This window comes from Pseudoalteromonas sp. SIMBA_162, from assembly GCF_046535955.1.
GTDB lineage: Bacteria > Pseudomonadota > Gammaproteobacteria > Enterobacterales > Alteromonadaceae > Pseudoalteromonas > Pseudoalteromonas marina.
The window spans coordinates 34,310-57,994 of sequence record NZ_JAWJBQ010000005.1; the positions used below are offsets into that span (position 1 = coordinate 34,310).

Annotated in this window: 23 protein-coding genes; 6 read left to right on the forward strand and 17 right to left on the reverse strand. The window is 39.2% G+C overall.

Translation table 11 applies throughout. The annotated features are described in order from the left end of the window. Positions 1-7: 7 nt before the first annotated feature. The 7 genes from R0J88_RS05050 to R0J88_RS05080 all read right to left on the reverse strand — a co-directional run bounded on the left by R0J88_RS05050 (position 8) and on the right by R0J88_RS05080 (position 8,575). Complete coding sequence (locus R0J88_RS05050; protein ID WP_410899288.1) at positions 8-1,084, reverse strand: glycosyltransferase; 1,077 nt, start codon at positions 1,082-1,084, stop codon at positions 8-10. Position 1,085: 1 nt separating this feature from the next. Beyond that, entirely contained in the window at positions 1,086-2,579 is a 1,494-nt protein-coding gene (locus tag R0J88_RS05055) for a GumC family protein (protein ID WP_410899289.1), read from the reverse strand. A gap of 231 nt (positions 2,580-2,810) precedes the next feature. After that, on the reverse strand, positions 2,811-3,944 hold the full coding sequence (locus R0J88_RS05060; protein ID WP_410899290.1) for a glycosyltransferase: 1,134 nt from the start codon (positions 3,942-3,944) through the stop codon (positions 2,811-2,813). A gap of 1 nt (position 3,945) precedes the next feature. After that, positions 3,946-4,653, reverse strand: a complete 708-nt coding sequence (locus tag R0J88_RS05065) for an acyltransferase (protein WP_410899291.1) — start codon at positions 4,651-4,653, stop codon at positions 3,946-3,948. A 4-nt stretch (positions 4,654-4,657) separates the two neighbouring features. Further along, positions 4,658-6,010, reverse strand: coding sequence for an O-antigen ligase family protein (locus R0J88_RS05070; RefSeq protein ID WP_248519716.1), 1,353 nt, complete (start codon positions 6,008-6,010; stop codon positions 4,658-4,660). Next, positions 6,003-7,415: a lipopolysaccharide biosynthesis protein gene (locus R0J88_RS05075; RefSeq protein ID WP_410899292.1), complete on the reverse strand. Its 1,413-nt coding sequence runs from the start codon at positions 7,413-7,415 to the stop codon at positions 6,003-6,005. Before R0J88_RS05075 ends, R0J88_RS05070 begins: the two co-directional genes overlap by 8 nt. An 8-nt stretch (positions 7,416-7,423) precedes the next feature. Further along, positions 7,424-8,575 carry a glycosyltransferase gene (locus R0J88_RS05080; RefSeq protein ID WP_410899293.1) on the reverse strand — a complete coding sequence of 384 codons (1,152 nt, stop codon included), beginning with the start codon at positions 8,573-8,575 and terminating at the stop codon, positions 7,424-7,426. Positions 8,576-8,781: 206 nt separating this feature from the next. Here R0J88_RS05080 and R0J88_RS05085 point away from each other — a divergent pair, with 206 nt between their 5' ends. Continuing rightward, positions 8,782-9,696: a glycosyltransferase family 2 protein gene (locus R0J88_RS05085; RefSeq protein ID WP_410899294.1), complete on the forward strand. Its 915-nt coding sequence runs from the start codon at positions 8,782-8,784 to the stop codon at positions 9,694-9,696. Positions 9,697-9,754: 58 nt separating this feature from the next. Here R0J88_RS05085 and R0J88_RS05090 read toward each other — a convergent pair whose 3' ends face one another. The 3 genes from R0J88_RS05090 to R0J88_RS05100 form a co-directional block, all read right to left on the reverse strand. Further along, the gene (locus tag R0J88_RS05090) at positions 9,755-10,450 is read right to left on the reverse strand and encodes an endonuclease/exonuclease/phosphatase family protein (protein ID WP_410899295.1); all 696 of its coding nucleotides are present in this window, start codon (positions 10,448-10,450) and stop codon (positions 9,755-9,757) included. 283 nt (positions 10,451-10,733) lie between these two features. Beyond that, positions 10,734-11,189 (reverse strand): hypothetical protein, encoded by a 456-nt coding sequence (locus R0J88_RS05095; RefSeq protein WP_410899296.1) that lies wholly within the window; start codon positions 11,187-11,189, stop codon positions 10,734-10,736. Further along, positions 11,189-13,384 carry an LruC domain-containing protein gene (locus R0J88_RS05100; protein WP_410899297.1) on the reverse strand — a complete coding sequence of 732 codons (2,196 nt, stop codon included), beginning with the start codon at positions 13,382-13,384 and terminating at the stop codon, positions 11,189-11,191. The genes R0J88_RS05095 and R0J88_RS05100 overlap by 1 nt, the downstream gene beginning before the upstream one ends. Before the next feature lie 258 nt (positions 13,385-13,642). Between R0J88_RS05100 and R0J88_RS05105 the strand changes: the two genes are divergently transcribed. The 5 genes from R0J88_RS05105 to R0J88_RS05125 all read left to right on the forward strand — a co-directional run bounded on the left by R0J88_RS05105 (position 13,643) and on the right by R0J88_RS05125 (position 19,595). After that, positions 13,643-13,879 (forward strand): hypothetical protein, encoded by a 237-nt coding sequence (locus R0J88_RS05105; RefSeq protein WP_410899298.1) that lies wholly within the window; start codon positions 13,643-13,645, stop codon positions 13,877-13,879. A 410-nt stretch (positions 13,880-14,289) separates the two neighbouring features. Beyond that, positions 14,290-16,863 carry a nitrite reductase large subunit NirB gene (nirB, locus tag R0J88_RS05110; RefSeq protein WP_410899299.1) on the forward strand — a complete coding sequence of 858 codons (2,574 nt, stop codon included), beginning with the start codon at positions 14,290-14,292 and terminating at the stop codon, positions 16,861-16,863. Beyond that, positions 16,850-17,203, forward strand: coding sequence for a nitrite reductase small subunit NirD (gene nirD, locus R0J88_RS05115; RefSeq protein ID WP_305398424.1), 354 nt, complete (start codon positions 16,850-16,852; stop codon positions 17,201-17,203). Before nirB ends, nirD begins: the two co-directional genes overlap by 14 nt. Positions 17,204-17,213: 10 nt before the next feature. Continuing rightward, complete coding sequence (cobA, locus tag R0J88_RS05120; RefSeq protein WP_276755261.1) at positions 17,214-18,083, forward strand: uroporphyrinogen-III C-methyltransferase; 870 nt, start codon at positions 17,214-17,216, stop codon at positions 18,081-18,083. A gap of 252 nt (positions 18,084-18,335) precedes the next feature. After that, positions 18,336-19,595: a nitrate- and nitrite sensing domain-containing protein gene (locus tag R0J88_RS05125; RefSeq protein ID WP_006792920.1), complete on the forward strand. Its 1,260-nt coding sequence runs from the start codon at positions 18,336-18,338 to the stop codon at positions 19,593-19,595. Between the two features lie 68 nt (positions 19,596-19,663). Here R0J88_RS05125 and R0J88_RS05130 read toward each other — a convergent pair whose 3' ends face one another. Genes R0J88_RS05130 through moaA form a run of 7 tightly spaced genes read right to left on the reverse strand, consistent with a single transcriptional unit; the run spans position 19,664 to position 23,672 of the window. Then, positions 19,664-20,308, reverse strand: a complete 645-nt coding sequence (locus R0J88_RS05130; protein ID WP_410899300.1) for an MOSC domain-containing protein — start codon at positions 20,306-20,308, stop codon at positions 19,664-19,666. A 3-nt stretch (positions 20,309-20,311) separates the two neighbouring features. Then, complete coding sequence (gene moaE, locus R0J88_RS05135) at positions 20,312-20,788, reverse strand: molybdopterin synthase catalytic subunit MoaE (RefSeq protein ID WP_410899301.1); 477 nt, start codon at positions 20,786-20,788, stop codon at positions 20,312-20,314. Further along, a complete protein-coding gene (locus R0J88_RS05140; RefSeq protein ID WP_006794370.1) occupies positions 20,788-21,087 on the reverse strand; it encodes a MoaD/ThiS family protein in 300 nt (99 codons plus the stop codon). Before R0J88_RS05140 ends, moaE begins: the two co-directional genes overlap by 1 nt. Then, the gene (gene moaC, locus R0J88_RS05145) at positions 21,065-21,535 is read right to left on the reverse strand and encodes a cyclic pyranopterin monophosphate synthase MoaC (RefSeq protein WP_006794371.1); all 471 of its coding nucleotides are present in this window, start codon (positions 21,533-21,535) and stop codon (positions 21,065-21,067) included. Before moaC ends, R0J88_RS05140 begins: the two co-directional genes overlap by 23 nt. A gap of 1 nt (position 21,536) precedes the next feature. After that, positions 21,537-22,076, reverse strand: a complete 540-nt coding sequence (gene moaB, locus R0J88_RS05150) for a molybdenum cofactor biosynthesis protein B (protein WP_004587753.1) — start codon at positions 22,074-22,076, stop codon at positions 21,537-21,539. Then, positions 22,073-22,699 (reverse strand): molybdenum cofactor guanylyltransferase, encoded by a 627-nt coding sequence (locus R0J88_RS05155; protein WP_410899302.1) that lies wholly within the window; start codon positions 22,697-22,699, stop codon positions 22,073-22,075. The genes moaB and R0J88_RS05155 overlap by 4 nt, the downstream gene beginning before the upstream one ends. 1 nt (position 22,700) lies before the next feature. Continuing rightward, positions 22,701-23,672: a GTP 3',8-cyclase MoaA gene (gene moaA / locus R0J88_RS05160; protein ID WP_410899303.1), complete on the reverse strand. Its 972-nt coding sequence runs from the start codon at positions 23,670-23,672 to the stop codon at positions 22,701-22,703. Between the last annotated feature and the right edge of the window lie 13 nt (positions 23,673-23,685).

The window sequence follows — 23,685 nt, forward strand, 5'->3', positions numbered from 1 at the left end:
ATTTTCCTCACGATGTAATACCTTTGTAAAAGTGGTCGTACTCTGCACTCATTTTTGTAGCACTTGCGATTGAAAATACGTGCTGACGAATACACTCTCCATGTTTTATATAAATGGCTTCAATCAGCGCTTTTTTGAGCCCAACCTCATCGCCAGGCTTTACGAGTACACCTTGCTCGCTGGTTAGTACCTCCTTAATTCCGCCTACATCGGTGGCAACAATGCTTTTTCCGCACGCCATTGATTCCAAAATAGATAGCGGTAACCCTTCACGCTGCGAATACAGACACATCACATTAATTGCTGAATAAAATAGCGGCATATTTTTTACATTACCTAAAAAATGAACGCGATCTTTAATGCCAAGCTTAGTGGCATAATCCAGCAATTCAGTATGTAAACTACCGCTACCAGCAAATACAAGTTCTGTATAAATGGGCAATGAATTAAGAATTCTTAATAATGCAAAGTGCCCTTTACCTGGCTCTAGCCGTGCTGAACAGCCAATTAAGTTAATATCTTGCGGTAAGTGCAGTTCTTTACGGGCGTTTGGTTCATCCCCGCAAACAAATTGTTTAAAATCGATACCATTGAGTATTGTTTTATCGGTTTTAATAGCTGTTTCGTTATAAAAATCGTTAGCGACTACCTGTGCATCAGCAACCCAACTAATTTTTGTCAATTTGTTAAGCACTTTAGTAATTAAACGCTGCTTAAAACTTTTTAAATACCAGGCGTCATGAATAGTCGATACATGCTTAACTCGTCTATTGCGTATACATGCCATACTTGCATAAAGCATTGGCCCTATGTGATGGCTGTGTATTACATCAATATTGAACTTTTTAATAACCTCGGTAAGTTTGCTTACCGTATTCATATCAAACTTTGCAGGCTTATTTAGACAAATTATCCGCCCTTCAAACGATGCTAATTGTGGCCAACCTTCAACAGCCTCGCCCAACGTTCCTTCAAGTGATACAACCACACTTGAGTCTGCAAATTGGCTTTTTTGCATTAGCGTGACGGCCATTTTTTCAAGGCCACCTATTTTAAAGTGCTGAACTAGATGTAAAACGTTCATATTATTTCCCCTGTTCAATAGAGTTAATCGCTGAGCTAAACACCAAATCTACAGGTGTATTTTTAACAATTGGTAAAATGGTAACTACCTCTAAAGAAGATAGTTTTTCTATGGTTTGAATATCTTTTAAGTGGCTGTCAAATAAGGTCGCTACAAACACAATTGTGCTACTTGTAAACACACCTAAAACAAGACCCACAATAATGGATGCGACTAACGACGTGTTAATTGGCTGCGTTGGACTGTATGCGCGTTCAATGGTTTTTACTTTATCTGGCCCTTCGTACTTAACCAATTTGCCTGTCACTTTTGCCATTTCATAACGGCTTAACATATCTTTATAAAGCGATTGTTTAACATCGTAATCTCGCTCTAGTTTTCTTAACTGCTTTTCTACATCACTGGTTACTAATAGCCTTTCACCAACGAGTTTTACTTGTTGCTCTAGCATGTCGTACTCTTGTTGGTGTTGAGCTACTTCATTTTTGGCCTCTTCTAATTTTAGAATTTGCGAAACCAAAACACTGCTTTCATTGTCTTTACCACTAGGCAGTGTGTTTGCCATTTGCCATAGCTGTTCAATATTGGTGGGGTCTAAGTCTTCTGCGCTCTCTAATAGTGATTGCTGGCGATTACGTATACTTTGTAGCTCTCGTTTTTTTGAAATAACCTTACTGTGTTTTTCGGTATATCGTGTTTTTAAAAAGCTTAACTCTGACTCCGCAACAATAATTTTTTCTTCAATGCGCCCTAAAATTGGGTTTGCTTGGCCCATTTTAGTAGCCAGTGCTTTTAATTTTGCTTGCGTACCCGACAGTACAATTGTTTTTTGTTGTTGATCGCTCAGTAATTTATCAAACGTTTGACGGTTACTGTGCAGCACAGCCGGCAAGGTATTGCTGTTTGTTGATTTAAAGGCAGCAAGTGCCTCTTCAGATAATTCAAGCTCATCACGAATGCTGTTCAGCTGCTGATAAAAAAACTGCTCAGAGCTATCAAGCGATGCTCGGGTGGGCGCAAGTAAACGTTCTATAAACTTCTCGACTACTTTTTCAAGCACCAGTTTCATTTTACTTTGCTCATGCCATATAAAATTAACCCGTACCAGCTCATCCCCTACCAACGACAAAGACAATGCCTGAGATAACTCTTGGTGAATTTTTTCTATTTGCGCAGGCGTCGCATTTTCTGGCACTAATTGCGTTTCTTTTGCTACTGCAATAAGTACCTTCCTGCTTATAACGAGTGTACGAAGTGCTGCCATCCGATTAGATAAATCAAATGAAAAAGATAAATCATCAAGATACGGGTTAAGTAATGCTGACTCCTCTATTAAAATAGTGGCATGATTTATATATTTTTTTTGTGCAGTCACTGTGAGCAATATAATGACAAAAGGCACCACTAAAAGTGGGATCACAAATAATTTTGCACGTGTGTATACAGCGTACAAGGTTAAGTAAAGTAATCGTTTTATTTGCTCTCTAACTAACATAATCCCTACCTATCAATTTGCATATTGCTATGCGAAATGTGGCGTTTGTTTGCAAATTAATAATTTAAACTGCAAATATCGCGCTATACATAAGGTGTTGCACAGGGTGCGCCAACTGTTGTGAATTTAATAAAAATAATCAGTTTATTAGCGGGGATCACGCTTTTGAGACTCAGCTCTCAAAGACCTAATTAAATGACATGTTAGAGGGTTTTGGTTTAAAAAATCACGCTACACAGCGTGATTTAAAATAGATAAGTCTTGTTGCACTTTTAGCGCTTTTGACTCCCAACTGTGGCTCTTTGCTAATTGTTGTTGCGATAATTTTAGGGTGTTGCGCTCAATGGTGTTTAAACTAACGGCTTCATCAATTTTATTAATAAATTGATCATGCGTTTTGCCAATAAAAATTTCAGTTTTATATTGTTTTACTGCGGGAAAATCGGTAGCAACAATAGGCTTACCTGCCGCTAAATATTCTTTAAGCTTTAATGGGTCACATGCTCTAATTTGCTCGTTATTAACAAACGGTAAAACAGACACGTTCCAATGTGTGGAAAAACTCGCTAACCGAGCATGCTCAATTGCAGGAATGTGCGTTACATTTTTAAATTGCAGCAACTGCGCTGTAGGCCCCACAATATCGCCAACAAGCACTAACTGATAACTGGGTCGCTGCGCGACTAACGCAGTGAGTAATGCAATATCTAACCAGGCATTAATACTGCCATAGAAACCAATAATCGGACCATTTAAGTGGCTTATCTCTGGTGCAATTTCACTTTTTGAGGTGAACAAATCGTAACTAACACCATGGCTTAACATTTTTGTTTTGTGGTTAGGCATTTTGTTCATTAAAAACGCGCTAATGACATAAATTAAATCGGCGTTTCGTATCAAGCTATTTTCACAAGGGGCAACAAGTGACGCATCAACGCCGGCCAATGCACTAAAATCGTCACCGCAGTAATAAATTAACCTATCGCGTTTTTGTTTTGTAATTAAATATTCGGCTGTGGGCACGCTTAACCAGTAAGTAACAGGCTCATCATCAATATTTTTAAAGTATTGAGAATACACCCACTTATTGAAACGTTTTACTAATGCGTTGTCATGCCAAGGCAATACGGGGAGCTTGTAAACATGCAATGCTTCTGGCGTTTCAATCGTTGCGCTAGTTGATTCGCTAAATAATTGTTTTAATTTATTAAACACACGTTTTAAATCGTTTAATTTAAGGCTTGGCTTTCGCATACCAATTGAATTAACCCAATGTACTTCATGATTTTTAGCCAGTTCAGCAAATAAGTGCTGTGTGCTGCTCGGGTGGCTTGCCCAATCCTCTGCAAAAACAACAAATCTCATATTATGATTCCTTTATGTATTTAACTACTTTTGCTGGATTGCCCGCAGCAATACTAAAGGCGGGTATGTTTTTAGTCACAACACTACCTGCGCCAATAATCGCCCCTTCACCTATGGTAACGCCACCAAGCACGGTTACTCCGGTGCCAAGCCATGCCCCGCGCTTTATAATAATATCGCCAATTTGGTTTTCATCATCACTTTGACCCTGGGCTCTGCGCTCAGAATCAATCGGGTGCCCTGGAAAACCCGCTAAAAATACACGCCCTGCTAACCTAACGTCGTCTTCAAGGGTTATAGTACGTCCTACCGAAAACGCATTTTGCCAACCAATATCAACATTGTTACCAATGGTTAAAGTGGGTGTTGTTTGCCCTCCTACCCGCCCGCAAAAGGTAGAAATACCCGACATTCTCACGTTGTCTTTACACACAACATTAAGCTCACCCAGCACTTGCGGCATACCTGAATATAAATAAAGCTGCTTTTTACTGCCTTTAATTTGGCTTTTGAAAAGGGGCGTAAAATAAGTGATACGTAAAAATTCGTGTATAAATTGTTTTAAAAATTGATGAACAAAATAAAGCGATGAATGAAAAAACGGGATAACAATCATTTGTGGATTGCGAATCGTTTTTGCAAATTGAAAAAGTGATTTTGCAAAAGGATGAGGGCTACATTTAAGCCAATGTTTAACGTGTATGATCATAGTTTTATTCCTTATTGCTCTCAACAGTGATTTTTTCGAGTGCGATTGTTAGCGCTAAAATAATGTAAAGCGGCCAAGTAAAAGCTTGTGTTAGGAAAGTACCTGCAACCATAAAGCCTATTAAACCTGCTTTTAATGCATTTGCATTAACTGCAACTTGGTCGTTATGGTTAAGCGCATTGATGCAATACACGCGTGATAAGCTGCGATATATACTGGCAATTAATAATACAAATATACCTATACCTACAAAGCCTGTTTCGCCTAATACCTGAAACCATGTACTGTGTACTGCATGATTCTTGCCATCCCAATGCGGACTGTAAAAATAATAATTTACGTAAAAGTTATCGACTCCCACACCCGTTAGCGGATTAGAAAGCGCCATATTAATTGCCGCTTGCCATGCATATATTCGACCCATTGCAGACGCATCAACCCCGTCTTCTGCTGCGCCTCCACTTTGCCTATCACCAATGCCTGCAAACACCATCATTGCAAGCATGGCAACAGCTGCACACAGCCCGACTACTAAAGGATTTTTTACTTTTTGATATAAAAAGAAACTTAAAATAGCAGCAATACCCAATAAGCCGCCTCGGCTTTGTGTGGCTATCACACCAGAAATAGCTAACAACAACCCTACGGCTGCAAATAAACGACGATATTTATTCGCACCTTTATCAAACAGCTCTGCTGCCAAAAAAGACACCGGAAACATCAACACTAACGATAGATCGTTAGGGTCTCCTAATTGCGAGCGGTACTCTCGAGAAATAGTGACTCGCGTGCCCTCAACCAAGCCAATACCATTCATTTTGTTACTTAGTGCAACCAACGCCACCGAAATACCCGAAATCATTATGCCCATTCGTACTAAACTAAAATGCGAAAATCGGGTTAACCACCAGCTAATGGCAAATACCATAATGAAAACCTTCACTAGCACACCAGTCCAATACTCTATGGCCATACCTTTATTGGAGGCACTAAATACGCAAACGGTGAGCCAAACAAACCAAATTACAAACACTAAGTGTGTTGAGCTCCAGTGAGGTTTTAACGATTTTGAAATGAATAAATGCCATGCAATAGCCAGTAATGAAGCTAAGGCCAACATTTTAGGAATTTTAAGGGGCATTAATACAACAAAGACTTCATGTAGCCTAAAGTAGCTAAACAGTATAAAAAGAATAATAAATACCGTGCTTATTTTAACGGCTAAAAACCCTGCAAAAGGTAATAATAATAAAGCAAAGGCTGCAATGGGACCAAAGCGCATGTAAAGCATTAATGTTAATGTCATTACAAATAACCCGTTGATCATCAAACAATATTTTTTATACCAACTAATCATACACTTTACCCCGCATTGTTTGCTGGGTCAGTGCTAAAATTGCGGGTTTGTATTTATAAAACAAAGCAATTAAAAAGCAGATAAAAACAATGCATTGAATAAGCTCAAAATAGGCAGTTTGTGTAATGCTTAAAAAGTATATTAAAGAAAAACACACCCAGCTGGGCAGCAAACGCGTAACACTAAACGTTAAACTTTCTAATTGTTGGCTAATAACAATAAGTAAACTGGTTTTAATTAACTGCGCAATGCAAAGTGCAACCACTACGCCGTATACGTTATACCGAGGAACTAAAACGGCTAACAAAGCCAGCACAGCGAATGCGCTAACTGCATTAACCACAGTAACAAACGCACCATTGTAATGGATGTAACACCCTATATTGAGTAAATCACTATGGTGCTTAATAACCACAATAAAAATAAGGCTTGGTAACAACCAAGTATGCAACTGATAATTTTGTGGTAACACTAAACTAAAAATAGACGGGGTGATGATAAGCATAAACGCGCATAGTAAAATGGCCGAATCTAAACACAGCGTGCACAGCTCGACATAACGTTCTCGGTTTTTAGCCAATTCATCAAAACGACGTGAGAACCACCACATTCTAATAGGTTCAAAAGCGAACGAGGTCATAACGGCAAACTGTAAAGCGACATAATATTGAGCCAGTTTTTCTTTGCCCTCAGTGGCAACTATAAACCAGTTTTCGGCCCCATTATTTGCATACACAAATAAAGACGAGGTAACAATACTGATTAAAAAAAGTCCGTTTTTATAACTTATTTTCCATGAAACACGTTTAAAGCTGATACCCAGCGGCTTCAATACCAAAACGATAGCAATACATAATACTAAAGCGCTCGACACCACACCCGATGCCATTACCCCAGTAACACCATGGCCTGAGTAAAGTAAAACAACGGTTAGAAGTGTTTGCCCCATACCTTGAAGCACAGCCAAAATACAAAATTGTTTTGCCATTTCGTAATATCTAAAATAACAAAATAAAATAGAAAGTAGAGATGAAAGCGCTAAGTTAATAGCTAACAGTTTAATATCTAGTGCATTTAGCGTTACCGGTAATAACGCGCTTAAATAATCAATACAGTAAAAAACCAAGCACACAAATACACTACTAACAATGGCACACACTAATAATGCATCTCTGAATAATGCACGTTTATGTTGTGGGTTGTTCATTTGTTGCTTAAACAATAAATCGGGTAAACCTAAGCACAATAACAACGACATAACCGCCGAAATAGACACCAAAAAATTTAGCTCACCAAATTCTGCCTGGCTTAAAATACGCGTAGTTATAGGTAATAAAGCAAACCCTAATACTTTAAGAAATAAAGTGGATATACCAAAGTATGCAATTTGCTTAATCCCATTCATAGCAACACCTATATCCCTTGAACCCAATGAGATAACTTTTTGGCTTGCGAATTTGCATTAAAGCGTTTTGTCGCTAACCTTTTTGCATTTAGCCCTTTTTCGTAGCGCTGGTAAGGCGTTAGTGCACAAAAGTCATTAAGCATTTGCTCAATACCAGTAATGCTTGAAGGCGCACATTTAGCGCCAACATCGTCATTTACAATTTCTTTTGCACCCATTAGCTCAGTAGTTAAAACAGGGATACCGCTAGCCATGGCTTCTTTAAGTACAACCGGCCCCGTGTCGCGATCGCCATTTTTAGACACGCAAAACGGCGCAATTAAAGCCGAATAATTGCTGGTGTTTATTGCTAACCACTGTGGACTTTTTGAGCCTAAAAAGTTGACCTCATTCATAATTCCTAGCTGTTCGCAAAAATATTTTAGGTCATTTAGTAGAGGACCATCGCCTACTATATCCAATGTAATTGAATGTTTTTTGCTAATTTTTTTGATTGCCGGAAGTAAAAATTGCAATCCCTTTTTTTCAATTAACCGACCAACAAAAATAAGGTTAACCGATTCTGTTAATCGACTTGGTTTATTATTAAACAAGCTCAAATCAATACCACAATGCAGTAGCTGTATTTTTCCTTCGCTGTATTTACTCAGTTTTACAGCCATGTCTTTACATACAGCAACCGAAAAATCGCACAGCGATAATTTAAGCTTTAAATCATCATCGTTCACATAAACATCGTGACCGTGGCCAATAGATGACACACTCACGCCTGCTATTTTGCTAGCAATAATGGAGTAAGCCAGTGGTGCATGCATAAAATGACAATGAATATGAGAGATTTTTTTTGTACGAATAATTTCAGCAATATTTAACCCATAGCCCATTAAAGACATGACCGAAATAGACTTAAAACGACTTGCAATAACACCGCCTTTTACTGCCATTAGTGGGCTTTTGAGTAGTGTGTTAACTGCCGATGGTGTTGATTTTTTAATAACAATCACCTGCACATTTTTATTTAAATGAACACAGTAATTTAAATTTTCAAACGTCAGTACGGTCACTCTATGCCCTGCATTCACCAGCGCGTTAATTTCAGTTACAACAAACGTTTCTGAAGGTATGTGAAAGCTAGGTACAACGATACCAATATGTTTCATAGTTAAAACTCCTAATAAACTTACTGGTTACATCGCAAAATCTGTGCCCGACAAAAAACGCTAAAAACCCCCTATAAAAAGTCAATTTGCGAAGGCTTATCGCAATTTGCAAATCATAAAACAAAAAACAGCCCGCAAATGCCTATTAATGGTTGGCGCTTATCTTGCGTAGTTAACGTTAATGAAAAACACAAAAGGTGAGTACTATGAGTATTCAGGTAAGCGTTATTATTCCTAACTTTAACTGTAAGCAGTATTTGGCTAAGGCTATTTCAAGTGTTGTTAGGCAGCATAATATTGAGTGTGAAATACTTATTATTGATGATGGGTCAACTGATGGAAGCGTTGAATGGTTAAATAAATTACAACAATCACTTCCTAATATGCGTGTTATAAAGCAGCAAAACTGCGGGGTTGTTAGTGTCAGAAATAAAGCCATTGAACTTGCCAAAGGCGACTACATTGCTTTTTTAGATGCTGACGATTACTGGACTGAAGATAAATTATTTAACCAGGTTACCTACATGCAAAATAATCGTGATTGTGTGCTGAGCTTTACCAATTACATGCATGTTAATGAGCAGTACGAACCCATTATTGATTGTTTTTCCTATTGGCCTGAGTTTACAAAATTTATTAATTGGAACACTGAGGGTTACCAAAACCTTAAATCACCAATGGATTTACTGCTGTTTGCAAACGTTATAGGTACCTCGTCTGTTGTGGTGAAAAAATCAGCCATTTGTTATGTAGGTAAGTTTGATAAATCACTCAATAGCGCAAGCGATTGGGATTGTTGGCTTAAGCTTGCACGTATTGGTAATGTGGCTTTTTCTAACCAGGTATCAATGGGCTATTTAATGAGAGCAGGCTCTATTACTGCCAACAGACAAAACCGTTTAACTGCGATGCAAATAATAATAGATCGCTGTAAAAACGATATTGGCGTGGTTTCTCGGTTTAAAGCCAAAGCCAGAATGCTCGAATGTTATAGCGAATACTACCGAGAAATAGGTTATAAGTTTAAAGCTTTTTGCTTAGCCACTGCTGCATTTTTATTGTTTCCCCATAGGCGAAATCTTCAACACTTAATGCACGATATAAAACAATCTATTAAATAAATTTAAAATACATGTAAAACACTAAGGTTAAAAAGGCGCTTATTATATTGAGCGCCTTTTATTTTAGACTTATTTTATAGCTTAACATTTTGTGATCACTGCCTTTAAAGTCCGTGACCACTAGGCTTTGTAATAAAACTTGTTCGCTCATTACACAGTGATCTATAGGTAAGCCAGTCAAAATAGAGTGCCCTTTTTTAAAAGGCATAAAGCTTGAGTATCGATGTTGCCCAAAGCAGGTTTGAGCTTGCTGCCACTCAAAATATGAAGACCAAGGTACTACATTTAAATCCCCTGCGACGAGCCATGCGCCCTTTTCATTTTGTGTTGAAAGCTTTAATGCCGCCAATAGCGTATTTCTATTTTGCCAATGACGTTTAGAGCGTGGTGAAGGCGGGTGCGCAATAAACGTAGTCAACACCGTATTACCCACCATAAACTTAAGTTTTAAATACCCTAACTTGTCGCCATCTAATTTAACTTGTTGCTTATAAACCATAGGTATTCGCGATAAAACAACCATACCATAGGGTATTCCTTCAACCTCCTCATAGCCAAACATGTCGGTAGTGGTTATAAATTGAGTTAACAGGTGGCGATTTTTGTCACTAAACTCTTGTAAAATCAGTACATCCCAACTTTCATCACGCAAACTTAGTAAATGTGTTGAAAGGTATTTATTACTATAATTAACATTAATTTGCTTGATTGATAAAGCCTCTGAATTAACAGACGATGTTACGGGAAAAGACACCAAAATAGGGCCTAGCCCCAGCGCGCAAAGTATGATTATCACTGCAGCTAATTTGTACAGTTTTAACAACACAAGTGCGCACCCACATATCAACGCCGCAATTAACATCTGTATTCGTAAAGATGAAAACACATCGGCATAAAAGCTAGTGAAGGGATTAAACGCGAGTAAGATAAATACGGCTGCTGCACATATAAAAATAATCCGCAAAACTAAATAGTGCGGATTATTACTTTCTGGGATATTTGACATTACTTTTTAAACCTAACCTTTTTAATAACTATTATCGGATAACAAACTGTTGTTGCGCTTGAGCAGGTTCGTACTGCCAAGTGAATAAAAGCGGTTCGGTCGACTCATCGTAAAACCAAATTTCAGCAATCAGTTCAATATCTTGATTGCTTAACACTAATTGCGTATCGAGAGCGGTATTACTAAGAGGCCCTCTGTAAATACAGTTGTTATAATCTGCTCGTTGAGATGCCACCTTTTTTTGGCACACATTTAAGTAGGCTCTTACATCGCCCATCCCTAGGTCAACATCAACATCAAGTGAATATTTAGTAGATAAATTAAATTCGTTATCAACAGTGATTGCGTTAATCCCTGTTGGATTATTTGCTGGTGTAGAGGTAGAAGATACCGTCGCGACTGCTGGTGCTTTTGTCTCTTCTGAACCACCGCCGCCACATGCTGTTAACCCTATTGATAGTGATAAAATTAATAGTGATTTTTTCATTACTGTTCCCCTCTTACAACAACATTACTAATACTGTAATCGTTAAACCACGTTGGCTTTTGTTTACCCGATGATTGAGCAAAGTCAGCAAAACTACCGTAAGCGTCGGTTATGTCTACCCCTTCAAGGGGATGCAGCCATTGCATACCGACCTCCATTGCCCACGGTAAACCGTTTTCGTTAAGAAAATACAAACCATTACTTTGTACGCTGGCATCATCTGCGTTTGTAACGCTGTAGAGTGATGTATCAAACGCTTCAGTTGGTGCCTGGTTTTTAATGTGTACTTCCCATCCTCGGGCGTTTTTACCGACTAAAAAATCACCGTGGTAAAAGCCATTAGTTGCAAAAATAAACGGGTCAAGTAGCGTACCGGGAGATGCACTTTTCGCTTTTGGTTCTTTTAGAGGAATGCTCATGCTAAAGGTAACTTTAACGTTTTCATCGCAATTATCTTCTGTTCTAAAGTAACTACAGCCCGACTCTTTTGAAACGTGAGCCCAGGTATCTTGCATGAAAATGAGGATAGCTTCGTTTCTACCTGCCTCCAAAGGACTCGCTGTTTGCGGTTGCCCGTCAATAATAAAGCTAATTGCATCTTCATCGACTTCGTCTCGTAAAATAGTGTGAGTGGTATTATTGACAGTTTCTTTTAATCTCACAGCAAAGCCATTATGGTATGTGGCTCCAATACCAATTAGTTGACCATCAATTTTATAGCCAACCACATTACTGCCTTCCATAAGCTGTGTGGTTCTGTAATTGAGTACTAAATCATTAAAGTCGTAATCACCCGCAAACGGCCATCTATCCTCAAATGCAAGGGTTACCCAATCATTTTCGCCAGGGTATACGGCACTTGCATAAGTGGTAATTTCGTAATCTTCTACTTCGCCGCCCAGCACACCGCCTGTTGCCGTGATCAGCGACGCCTCTGTGCCATCGGTGACTCTGAATCGAGCCCATGTTTGGCCCGCTTTAGTGTTACTTGGCACCGTGATTAAAATGCTGTTATCGCCTTCATTTATGGCACGTTTAGTTACCATTCTTTCGTCTTCAGTAAAACGGCCATTTTGGTCCCAATCAAACCACGCATATAAAAAGCCAGAAGCAGACGCGTTAACAATAATTTGCGAGTCTTGCCCTGCCGAAATCGCCGTTACAAAACTTACGCCATCGTCTGAATCGTCAATAGGAGACAATAGTAAATCGGCATTGGTATTAACGTTTTCACCATCCACCGAGCTTCCTAAATAAATTAAATCTGAACCGGTACTATCAGGGTCAAATAAATGCCTTGCGCCACTTTGCTCAAGGCTTGTGTTGTATGGCGCTGGCGCGTCACCAAAATCAATTGAGCTGTCAGTGACTTTTACTTCCGCAATGGCACAGCGCGCACCGTCGTTTTGACTTGATTTAGGCCCCGATGTAAACACATTTGCCACCGGGGTGTAGCCAACGACTGGGCTAACACTTAAATCAACTTTATGGATTTTACCGCTTTTATTGTTACTAAAATAAAATTGCCCCTTCACATCAAAATAAGCCGCGCCAAATGCACCAGTATCATCGCCTACATCAACTTGAGTAATTAACGTATGGGTATTTCCTGCAATATCTATTTCGTATAAATTACCATTTGGCTCAACCGCATATAAAAGGTTACTAGCTGGGTGAAAAGCAAAGTCATAAATAGACAATTTCCAAGTGTTTGTATTGGGTAACAAACTTGCCGTAATAGATGCATTTAAATCACCATCTAAATTAATACCATACAGGCCAAAGTTAGGATGATAAACATAATAGGTAGCCCGTTGGTCATTGCCCTCACCTACAACTTGTATATCACCGACGTAAAAATTAGTGGCGGGTAAACCTTGTACATTTAGTCGGTTCATTTGAAAGTCACTACCAAGTTGAACCACACTGCCTGGTGATTGCTTACTGTAACCGTACATGTATTGATCTTTATAATTAAAACCGACTGCATTAACGCTGTTAGTATTTAATTCGTTAGCGAACGTTAGCTGCGATGCTAAAACGGTAGGTTTAGCTGAAACTAAATCTATTCCGTATAGTTGCGCGTTAGCATCTTGCATTAAAAATGCCTGGCTAGGGCAGGACTCGAATGGTTGACTGAGCACAGCGCATGGAAATATAACTAAGCATGCTGTTGCAAGTTTATTTAGTTTCATAATTTAGCCCTTAAAAAGTTAAGTAATTAAACTGTTGCAGGGTCTATTCCAAAACTTAACCATATGAATTTATTAAAAATAAAATCAATTCAGCATAATCCTAATGCAGTTTGCAATTGACAAGTTTGCATTTTGCAAAATGTGAGAGAATACACTCGCACGTTTACTTACAATTTAAGTACTATTTTTTACCAATAACTATGCTTTACTATTATTGGTTTACGCTAATTAGCTGAGCTTTTTGATTAAGGGGGAAAAATGAGCATTGTTACAGATATATTTTTATGGCTTTTAATTGAAACAGCCTTCGGTTTCTTGTTTTATACAACAGGTTGTATGCTGTTAAAAGTTATAACGTTTGGAAGCTATAGAATGGAATTTAAAGATTATGCTAGTTTTAAACAAGGAAAATCCAAAAAAGTAGTGCCGGTTATTGCGCTAGGCGTTGGCTTCTATATAACTATGATTACCCTGCTCGCTTTCATTAATAGTTAACTACATAGCTAAAAAACACGTTAGCGCTTATCACTGGTTAAATGGATGTTGCACGCAACATACCCATATGAGTATCTCCCACAATTTAACAAAACAATGGGGATAACTCTCACTCATTTTAAAACCATTAAATATATTTTTTACTGCACTAATTAGTACTAACCTTGCACCTAAAGTGTTCGTTTTTAAATCTCTAAACCCTAAAAGAACATTAATATCACTATTAATCAACAACTTAAACTTATGGCTAGGTTATTGCTTTATTGAACACTAAGCACGTTAATTAACGGCATACATATTGGTTGAAAAAGCAACCAGAGGCAAAGAGGCCCGTACACAATTGTATTTAATTACAATCGTGACGGGCTTTTTTGTGTGTAAAATTTAAACCGTCACTGAAGGAATGCCTAATGCAAACCGCGCAAAAAATACTAATAATTGGCAATGGTATGGTCGGACATCATTTTGTAGAAAAAATGCGCCAAAGCGATGCTAACGCAAACATCACCGTTTTGTGTGGTGAAGCAAATCTAGCTTACGACCGTGTTTATTTATCAAGCGTATTTGATGGTAAAACAGCAAACGATTTAGCGCTAACAACTTTAGAAAATTATCAACAACTCAATATTAATGTATTCACTAACCAATGGGTTGAAGGCATAGATAGAGTAAACAAAGTTGTTAATACTCAAACAGGCGATCAATACCCGTACGATAAGCTTGTACTTGCTACGGGCTCGTTCCCGTTTGTCCCGCCGATTAAGGGAAACGATCAACCACATTGTTTAGTTTATCGCACCCTAGAAGATTTAGAGCAAATAAAAGCCAGTGCCGCAGCCAGTAAAAGTGGTGTAGTTATTGGTGGTGGTTTATTAGGACTTGAAGCCGCGAACGCCATTAAACAATTAGGACTTGATACACATGTTGTTGAATTTGCGCCGCAGCTTATGGCTGTCCAGCTAGACGAGCAAGGCGGCACGCTATTAAAAAATAAAATAGAAAAACTGGGTGTGACTGTTCATACATCAAAAGCGACCAGCGAAATAGTTAAAGGTGAAACTAGCCGCTTTAGATTAAACTTTTCAGACGACACTTATTTAGAAACCGACTTAATTTTATTCTCTGCCGGTATTCGTCCTTATGATCAGCTAGGTAAAGTGGCTGATCTAGAGCTTGGGGAGCGTGGCGGTATAGTCATCAATAACCAGTGCCAAACATCAGACCCTGATATTTTGGCTATTGGCGAATGTGCCCTATGGGACAAAAAGTTATTTGGCTTAGTGGCTCCGGGTTACAACATGGCTCGCGTTGCAGCAAGCCAGCTAAGTGGCGGCGAGCTTGAGTTTTTAGGTGCAGATATGAGCACTAAATTAAAACTACTAGGTGTAGAAGTCGGATCTATTGGTGATGCACATGCAAAAACGCCCAACTGCAAAGAGCTCATTTATCAAGATCCAATTAGAGATTGCTACAAAAAAATTATATTAAATGAAACTGGCGATAAGCTTTTAGGCGCTGTCCTTGTTGGCGATACCAGTGATTACGATACGCTACTTCAATACATGTTAAACGACATGGACTTACCAGAGCACCCTGAATGTTTAATTTTACCAGATAGCACCGGCGCCCCTTCTCTTGCGGGCAGCGCCCTACCCGATACAGCCACTATTTGTTCGTGTCATAACGTGAGTAAAGGCGACATTGTGGGAGCTATTGATGGTGGCTCTTGCGATTTAGCCTCAGTTAAATCATGCACCAAAGCTGCCAGCGGTTGCGGTGGTTGTGCAGCGTTACTTAAATCGGTAGTTGACGACGAACTAGCGAGTCGAGGCGTTGAAGTAAATAATCACCTCTGTGAGCACTTCGCGTATTCGCGTCAAGAATTACTCCATGTGGTTAAAGTAGAAAGCATCAAAACCTTTGATGATTTAATAGCTAAACATGGCAGCGGCCATGGCTGTGAAATATGTAAACCCGCAGTGGCCTCTATTTTAGCCTCAACATGGAACGATTTTATCCTAGAGCCAACACATGTAGGTCTTCAAGATACAAACGACACCTTCCTTGCCAATATGCAAAAAGACGGCTCTTACTCTGTTGTACCGCGTATTGCTGGTGGTGAAATTACACCCGACAAACTCATTGTCATCGGTCAAGTAGCTAAAGACTTTAATCTTTATTGTAAAGTGACTGGCGGACAACGCATCGATTTATTTGGTGCACGATTAGAAGAGCTGCCTGTTATTTGGGAAAGACTGATTGAAGCTGGCTTTGAGACAGGTCACGCTTATGGTAAGTCTCTGAGAACGGTTAAGTCGTGCGTAGGAAGTACATGGTGTCGTTATGGCGTACAAGACAGTGTAGGTCATGCCATCGATATCGAAAACCGCTATAAAGGATTGCGCTCTCCTCATAAAATTAAAATGGCAGTGTCAGGTTGTACCCGCGAATGTGCTGAAGCACAAAGTAAAGACATTGGTATCATAGCAACTGAAAATGGCTGGAACTTATACGTGTGTGGTAACGGTGGTATGCGCCCTCGCCATGCAGACTTATTTGCTACCGACTTAGATACAACCACGCTTATAAAATACATTGACCGTGTATTGATGTTTTACATAAAAACCGCCGACAAGTTACAGCGTACTTCAGTATGGATGGAGAACTTAGAGGGCGGCCTTGATTACCTCAAAAGTGTAGTGATTGACGACAGTTTAGGTATTTGTCGAGAGCTTGAAGAACAAATGGATTTGGTAGCGAATACATACGCATGTGAGTGGAAAAAAACAGTAGACAATCCAGAAGCAACAAAACGCTTTCGCCAATTTGTTAATAGCCCACAAACCGATGACAACATTTTGTTTGTGCAAGAACGTAATCAAATTCGCCCAGCTACAGACGCTGAAAAACGCGAACAACAGATAAATCAAAACCGTATTGCGGTAACAGAAATACAAGAGGAGCAAGCTGATGTCTTGGCATAATATTGGAACAACCGATTGCCTTGTTGCTAACAGCGGCGTATGCGCACTAGTTAAAAACCAACAAGTGGCTATTTTTTACCTACCACAAAATGAATGCCCTTTATTCGCAGTCGGTAACTATGATCCTATCGGTAAAGCGAATGTGTTATCGCGCGGAATTATAGGCTCTTTCAGTAATAAATTTGTTGTGGCTTCACCTTTATATAAACAGCATTTCTGTTTAGAAACAGGCCAATGTTTTGAAGATGAGTCAATTCAAGTCCCCGTGTTTGATATTAAAATTGAAGACGGCAACGTATTTATAAACGCTGAGCCTAAAGCAATAGCAGCTGTAGCTTAGAGGAATAATTATGAGTGTGCTCTCTTATTTTTCAGGTGTTGAAAACATCTGGTTAAACAAAGTAATTAACAAGCTAACCAATGGGGTTAAGTTTACCGACAAAAAAGCTAAAAATGGCCATGTTTATATTATTGGTGCAGGCCCAGGCGATGCCGAGCTAATTACAGTTAAAGCTCAGCGATTAATTCAATCTGCCGATATTATTTTGTATGACTGGCTAGTAAGTGAAGATTTACTAAACACACTACCTAAAAAAGCACAGCGAGTATTCGTAGGCAAACGCGCTGGTAAACACTCTATGTCGCAAGCGAATATTTGTGATCTTTTAGTTAAGTATGCTCAACAAGGGTTAAATGTAGTGCGCTTAAAAGGCGGCGACCCGAGCATTTTTGCTCGTATAAATGAAGAAGCTGACGCGCTAACACAAAATAATATTAGTTTTGCAATTGTTCCTGGTGTGACAACCGCTTGCGCTGCATCGGCATATACGGGTATTCCCTTAACTGCTCGTGATGTAGCTCGCAGTGTAACTTTTTTAACCGCTCAATTTGCCGATCCTAAAAAGTTACCTAATTGGCAAAATTACACATTTATGCAAGGTAAAAACAACCCAACACTTGTTGTTTACATGGGGCTGAGTAGGCTTAACGAATTATGTGAAGGCTTAAAATCAGTAGGTTGGCCCGACAACACTTCTATTGCCTTAATAGAAAATGCAACAACAACTAACCAAAAAATAATAACAGGGTCTATTAACGATATATCGAATAATGAATCAGTAGCTACGTTAATGGGGCCAACGCTCATTATCATTGGTGAAGTAGTTAATCATACAATGAATATTGACCCAGCGCTTTTAGTGCAACATGTTAACGCTTAACGCACTATCCGTGCTTATTCTTCCCCAGGAATAAGCGCGTTTTTTAATACCGGTACACCGTGTGGCAAAACTCTTTTTTAATGCACCAAAAAGGGGCTTTTCGTGTTACTAAAATAAATCTGTTTTTACTTTATTAGTTTAAAGTAATACACAAGCAGCTGTTTTAAATTGATTTTAATTTGAATAATAAAATCTTTACATATATGGAATAGAGGTTGCACTTCATAAACAAAAAAGTGCGGAAATAACTCCATGCAAACAGCAAACCCTCTCACAAAACAATTTTTACTTGCGGCTAAATATCAAGAAATAGACGCGCTAAAACAATTACAAAATAGCTGTGCGTCGTTAACAAAATTAGGCGACTTTGTTCATCAATTGCAGAAAGAACGTGCTATGAGCAATATATTTTTAGCGTCTAAAAGCCTACAATTTAATTGCGAACTTAAAGAGCAAATAACGGTAACTCAAACGACTCAACGTTATTTTTATAATTCTTTAAAAACAACTTTTATTACCGACACCTCCTTAAATGGTCATTCGCGGCTGTATAATTTAATTTCTCATAGCTTGCAATCACTCGACGCATTACCCTCGCTTCGTTATCAAATAGCGAATCAAAACATTACACCCGTTCATGCTACCCAGTCATTTACAAACCTAATTGCCGGCTTGTTAAATATAATTTTAGAAGCAGCCGATGGTGCAAACGATCCGCAAGTTATTCGCCTTTTAGTGGCTTATTTTAACTTTATGCAAGGCAAAGAGTATGCTGGACAAGAGCGTGCCTGTGGCGCTCAAGCCTTTGCCGAAAGTAAGTTTTCATGCGAACAAAAACAGCAACTTGCTCATTTTATGCAAGAACAAGAAAACCGTTTTTCCTTCTTTAGTGAATACGCCGACAATCATTTATTAAAATGTTACTCATCACTTATAGAGCACCCGGTTAATAAACAAGTTGATCAACTAAGAAGCCTGCTACAAAAACTAGACGACCAAAATGCACAACCTTTATCTCAGTTAAGTGAAGTGTGGTATGAGGTAACGACTACTCGCATCGATATAATGCATAAAATTGAGCAAAATATTAGCGACCATTTAATTGATAGCGCAGCGATGCGGATTGCTGGCGCTCAACGAAAGCTTAACTCAAACAAGCAAATATTAAGCTCACTAGAACAAGAGTATATTCCAGTTTCAGATGGACAACTCGCTCTTAAAATAGGTGAGCCTTCAAATTCGGCGGTAAGTAAGCTGAGTAGTAATAAAACAATGTACGATTTAATACTTGAACAAGCACAACATATAAAACAAATAAACCAAGCTTTATTAGATGCCAAACAGCTAATAAGCGAACAAAAAGTCATTCATCAAGCTAAATATATTTTAATCGAGCAGTTAAAAATAAGTGAAGAGCACGCTCATAAACAGCTTCAAAAACAGGCTATGGAATCGCATAGCTCGCTGTATGCAGTGGCTAAAAAAATAATTGAACTGAGTGAGTGTGAATAAAAATAAAAGGCTAATGAGCCCAAACACGCATAGTCACCTTTTAATTTTAAAATAAATTATTTGTGAAGTTATAATAAAAGCTTCTTTTTAATTTTAGTTTGCCACTCAAGTGCAAGCTCGGGGAGTTCAAGTGCTGCTAATAATACGCTTTCATAATCTGGGTATTGTTTATCAAAAAACGCCTGAAACAACGTTTTAACCGAAATGTTGTGTTTGGCTTTATGTTCAATAGTCACGGCATCGCCCGTTTTAGCCATCCCTTGCTCAAGCACTCTAAAATAAACACCCGTGTGGTAATACTGAGTAAACAGTTTTAGGCTTTGTTTATTATTAAGTGCAATGGCAAGCTTAAAGCACGGCACTCGCGGCTGGCTTACTTCAAGTAGTGCTGTACCTACACGAATACGATCGCCTATATGAATATTTTTCTCATCAAGCTCTAAAATTGTAAAGTTTTCCCCAAAGGAACCGACTGCTAAATCATCATTTTTAAGGGTGCGTTTCCAGTAATCATAATGATTGTGCGAAAACGCATAAACCGCTTTATCAATACCGCCGTGATTAACTATATCGGCTTGTTCATCACCTATTATATTTAGTTTTTCAATAATAACCGGCTCATTGGTTGGCGTTTTAAATATACCGGTTTTGACCTCTTTGCCGTTATGCACGACCGTTTTTATTTTAGAGATATTGGTAGAGATTATATGCATTTACTAAATTGCATCCTGTTCGATACTTTGCCATTTATTTAGTGCTTGCTTGTCGCTTTGTTTAAACTCGACCCAGTTTGAGGAGTCTTTAAAATGCTCTTTTTTCCAAAATGTGGCGTGGTTTTTTAAGTAATCCATTATAAATTGTGCGCCTTCAAACGCGGCTTGGCGGTGGCGGCTGGTTACGCCAACAAATACAATTTGCTCACCAAGGGCTAAATAACCTACTCGATGAATAATACTTATGCGAGCAAGTTGCCAGCGTGTTTGTGCTTGTTCGGCTATCGATTGCAGTAGTTGCTCCGTCATCCCTGGGTAGTGTTCAAGTTCAAGGGCGATTACGTTATCGCCGCTGCTAAATTCTCGCACCAGCCCTGTAAAAGTAACTACGGCACCATCACTTTTGTTATTACTACAAAGTGCGCCATGTTGCTCGCCTACTGAAAAATCGTGCGTTTGTACGTTAATACTTATACTCATTAGCCACCTGTCACTGGTGGGAAAAAAGCAAGTTCATCCCCTGCTTTTACAAGCTCATCGCTTGATGACATAGTTTGATTAAGCGCACACAATACATCACGCTCTTCAAGCCATGCCTGCCAATGTGGGTTTTGCTCAACCAGCATGTGTTTAAACGCTTTAATGCTAAGGGTATGCGCTATATCAACGGTTAACTTGTCGCACTTTAGCCGCTCTTTTAGTTGGCCAAAAAACAGTACGATAACATGCCCTGCAGCTGCATTCGTATTATTTAAATTAGTCTCGCTGCCAGCTGCCATGCTTGCCTCCTGCTTTTTGCGTTACACGCATACCGTGTATTTCCATAAGCGGATCGGCGGCTTTACACATATCAAATAGTGTAAGGGTCGCCACAGACACAGCGGTGAGTGCTTCCATTTCAACGCCCGTTTTGCCCGCCAATTTACAGTAGCTGGTGACTTTAATTTGGCTATGAGCTTCATCAAGCTCAAAATCAACGGCTACTTTACTCAGTGCAAGCGGATGACAAAGCGGAATTAAATCGGCGCACTTTTTAGCGCCCTGAATACCCGCGATTCGGGCTACGCCTAGCACGTCACCTTTTTTATTTTGATTAAGCAACACTTGCTCAAAAGCCTGTTTGCTCATTTTAATGTAGGCCTCGGCAGATGCATCGCGTAGAGTGACCTCTTTTAGCGATACATCAACCATGTTTGCTTGGCCGTTTTCATCTACGTGGCTCAGCATATTATTGCTCTCGCGATTCGCACTTCTTACCAATAGTAATATGCGGGGCAAAGTTACATGGCTTGTGCATTGAGTCTAATTGATCTTTTATAATACCTGTCCAGGCTGTTTTACATGCACCCGTAGAGCCTGGCATACAAAAAATAACGGTGTTATTGGCAAGGCCCGCCAACGCACGTGATTGAATAGTTGAGTTACCAATTTCGCCGTACGAAATATGTCTAAATAGCTCTCCAAATCCATCTACGCTTTTATCAAACAACGGGGCAAATGCCTCTGGTGTTGAGTCGCGCTCGGTAAAGCCCGTACCACCGGTTACTAAAATAGCGTGAATGGTGTCATCGGCAATCCATTGCGATGCAACTGCTCGCATTTGGTAAACATCATCTTTAACTATGTCTTTATCCGCTAAGTGATGGCCTGCTTCAGTAAGGGCTTTAATTAAATAATGGCCTGAAGTATCCGTAATTTCATCGCGTGTATCGCTTACTGTCATAACGGCAATGTTTAATGCGATTTGTGACTCAGTTGTGTGGCTCATAGGGTTCTTCTCAATAGATTAGGTTTGTGTTGGTCAAATTGTTCGTTAACAGCATTAAATTGCGCCGGTGTGTTGGTATTAATAAGTGCGTGCGCTTTATTACATTTTAGCGTTTGCACACCAATACTACGGGTAAACTGTTTAATTGATTTATGACTATTTGCGTTTATGAGTAATTGTTTTAAATGACGTTTAACGCTTTGGGTGTTACGAATATACAGGGGTAACGGTTCATTTTCAAAGTGCCACGCATGTATTTGTGGCTGATTTGTTTGAAAATGGGGGTTATCGCTTGCTGCAGATACAATTTGCGATAATAACGTGCAAGTAAGTAATGGCATATCAACAGCGGTTACAAGTATATCCTGCTCTGTTGCCATTAAGGTTGAATAAATCCCGCCAAGCGGGCCAGAACTTGGGTATATATCTGCTATGTATTGCGCAGTAGCACTTTGTACATTACGGCTTATAAGTACATCACTTGCTCCTGCTGCTGTTAATAACTCACGTGCATTTTGCAGTAATGTTTTATTTTTTAAAATGAGGTTTGCTTTATCGCTGCCCATTCTGGATGATTGCCCACCAGCGAGTACAACGCCCATGAATACAGCCTTATCACTCATTTTAGCCGCCTAACATTGCTAAATGGGTTGTGGCGCCCGTTAAGCGCTTATCAAGCTCATGGCTAATGGTTTTATTGCCCATTGCTGCTTGAATTGCATTTACAGTGGCTGGCATATCTTGCGCATTTAAATGCGGGCGTAAATCTATCCCTTGCTCGGCAAACAAGCACAAATGCAATTTGCCTAATGACGATACTCTTAATCGGTTACAGCTTTTACAAAAGTCTTTACTGTAGGGCATAATTAAGCCAATGCGCCCCTCAAAATCGGGGTGACAAAACTCCTCTGCAGGGCCGTTTAATTTACCTCTTACTACCTGTAACCAACCTTGTGCTAAAAGCTGCGTTTTAACACTTTGCCCGCTTAAATGGTTTTGTTCAAAGAAGGTGGCACCATTGCCTGTTTCCATTAATTCAATAAAGCGTACCGTTACTTTTTTATGTTTTACCCAGTCTAAAAAATCATTCAATTGGTTTTTATTAAATTGCTTAGCCAGCACTGCATTTATTTTTATATCTTTTATGCCCAGCTCAATTGCCCGGTCTATCCCTTTTAAAATATGGGTTAGCTTGTCGTGTCCTGTAATTAATTTAAACATACTCGGGTTTAAGCTATCTATACTAATGTTTAGCGCATCTAAGCCAGCGCTGTAAAACTCATCAATTTTATTAAATAAGTTAAATCCATTGGTTGTTATGGCGACTTTTTCTATGCCTGGGGTGTTTTTACACTGCTTTATAATGTCGGTTACGTCACTGCGTAAACACGGCTCACCGCCCGTAATACGCACTTTTTTTGTGCCTAATTGCGCAAACGCATTCACTAAGGTGTATATTTCGTTTTTATTTAAAAAGTTACGCGGGGTATCGCACTGATACCCGTTAGGTAAACAATAGGTGCAACTAAAATTGCACACATCGGTAATTGAGAGGCGCAAATAGTTAAACTGCCGACCAAATTGATCATTAAGCATATGCTTCCTTGTT

Excerpts from the sequence above, each read along its gene's own strand:
- R0J88_RS05050 (WP_410899288.1), bottom strand. The coding sequence starts at position 1,084 with ATGAACGTTTTACATCTAGTTCAGCACTTTAAAATAGGTGGCCTTGAA.
- R0J88_RS05055 (WP_410899289.1), bottom strand. The coding sequence starts at position 2,579 with ATGTTAGTTAGAGAGCAAATAAAACGATTACTTTACTTAACCTTGTAC.
- R0J88_RS05060 (WP_410899290.1), bottom strand. The coding sequence starts at position 3,944 with ATGAGATTTGTTGTTTTTGCAGAGGATTGGGCAAGCCACCCGAGCAGC.
- R0J88_RS05065 (WP_410899291.1), bottom strand. The coding sequence starts at position 4,653 with ATGATCATACACGTTAAACATTGGCTTAAATGTAGCCCTCATCCTTTT.
- R0J88_RS05070 (WP_248519716.1), bottom strand. The coding sequence starts at position 6,010 with ATGATTAGTTGGTATAAAAAATATTGTTTGATGATCAACGGGTTATTT.
- R0J88_RS05075 (WP_410899292.1), bottom strand. The coding sequence starts at position 7,415 with ATGAATGGGATTAAGCAAATTGCATACTTTGGTATATCCACTTTATTT.
- R0J88_RS05080 (WP_410899293.1), bottom strand. The coding sequence starts at position 8,575 with ATGAAACATATTGGTATCGTTGTACCTAGCTTTCACATACCTTCAGAA.
- R0J88_RS05085 (WP_410899294.1), top strand. The coding sequence starts at position 8,782 with ATGAGTATTCAGGTAAGCGTTATTATTCCTAACTTTAACTGTAAGCAG.
- R0J88_RS05095 (WP_410899296.1), bottom strand. The coding sequence starts at position 11,189 with ATGAAAAAATCACTATTAATTTTATCACTATCAATAGGGTTAACAGCA.
- R0J88_RS05100 (WP_410899297.1), bottom strand. The coding sequence starts at position 13,384 with ATGAAACTAAATAAACTTGCAACAGCATGCTTAGTTATATTTCCATGC.
- R0J88_RS05105 (WP_410899298.1), top strand. The coding sequence starts at position 13,643 with ATGAGCATTGTTACAGATATATTTTTATGGCTTTTAATTGAAACAGCC.
- nirB (WP_410899299.1), top strand. The coding sequence starts at position 14,290 with ATGCAAACCGCGCAAAAAATACTAATAATTGGCAATGGTATGGTCGGA.
- nirD (WP_305398424.1), top strand. The coding sequence starts at position 16,850 with ATGTCTTGGCATAATATTGGAACAACCGATTGCCTTGTTGCTAACAGC.
- cobA (WP_276755261.1), top strand. The coding sequence starts at position 17,214 with ATGAGTGTGCTCTCTTATTTTTCAGGTGTTGAAAACATCTGGTTAAAC.
- R0J88_RS05125 (WP_006792920.1), top strand. The coding sequence starts at position 18,336 with ATGCAAACAGCAAACCCTCTCACAAAACAATTTTTACTTGCGGCTAAA.
- R0J88_RS05130 (WP_410899300.1), bottom strand. The coding sequence starts at position 20,308 with ATGCATATAATCTCTACCAATATCTCTAAAATAAAAACGGTCGTGCAT.
- moaE (WP_410899301.1), bottom strand. The coding sequence starts at position 20,788 with ATGAGTATAAGTATTAACGTACAAACGCACGATTTTTCAGTAGGCGAG.
- R0J88_RS05140 (WP_006794370.1), bottom strand. The coding sequence starts at position 21,087 with ATGGCAGCTGGCAGCGAGACTAATTTAAATAATACGAATGCAGCTGCA.
- moaC (WP_006794371.1), bottom strand. The coding sequence starts at position 21,535 with ATGCTGAGCCACGTAGATGAAAACGGCCAAGCAAACATGGTTGATGTA.
- moaB (WP_004587753.1), bottom strand. The coding sequence starts at position 22,076 with ATGAGCCACACAACTGAGTCACAAATCGCATTAAACATTGCCGTTATG.
- R0J88_RS05155 (WP_410899302.1), bottom strand. The coding sequence starts at position 22,699 with ATGAGTGATAAGGCTGTATTCATGGGCGTTGTACTCGCTGGTGGGCAA.
- moaA (WP_410899303.1), bottom strand. The coding sequence starts at position 23,672 with ATGCTTAATGATCAATTTGGTCGGCAGTTTAACTATTTGCGCCTCTCA.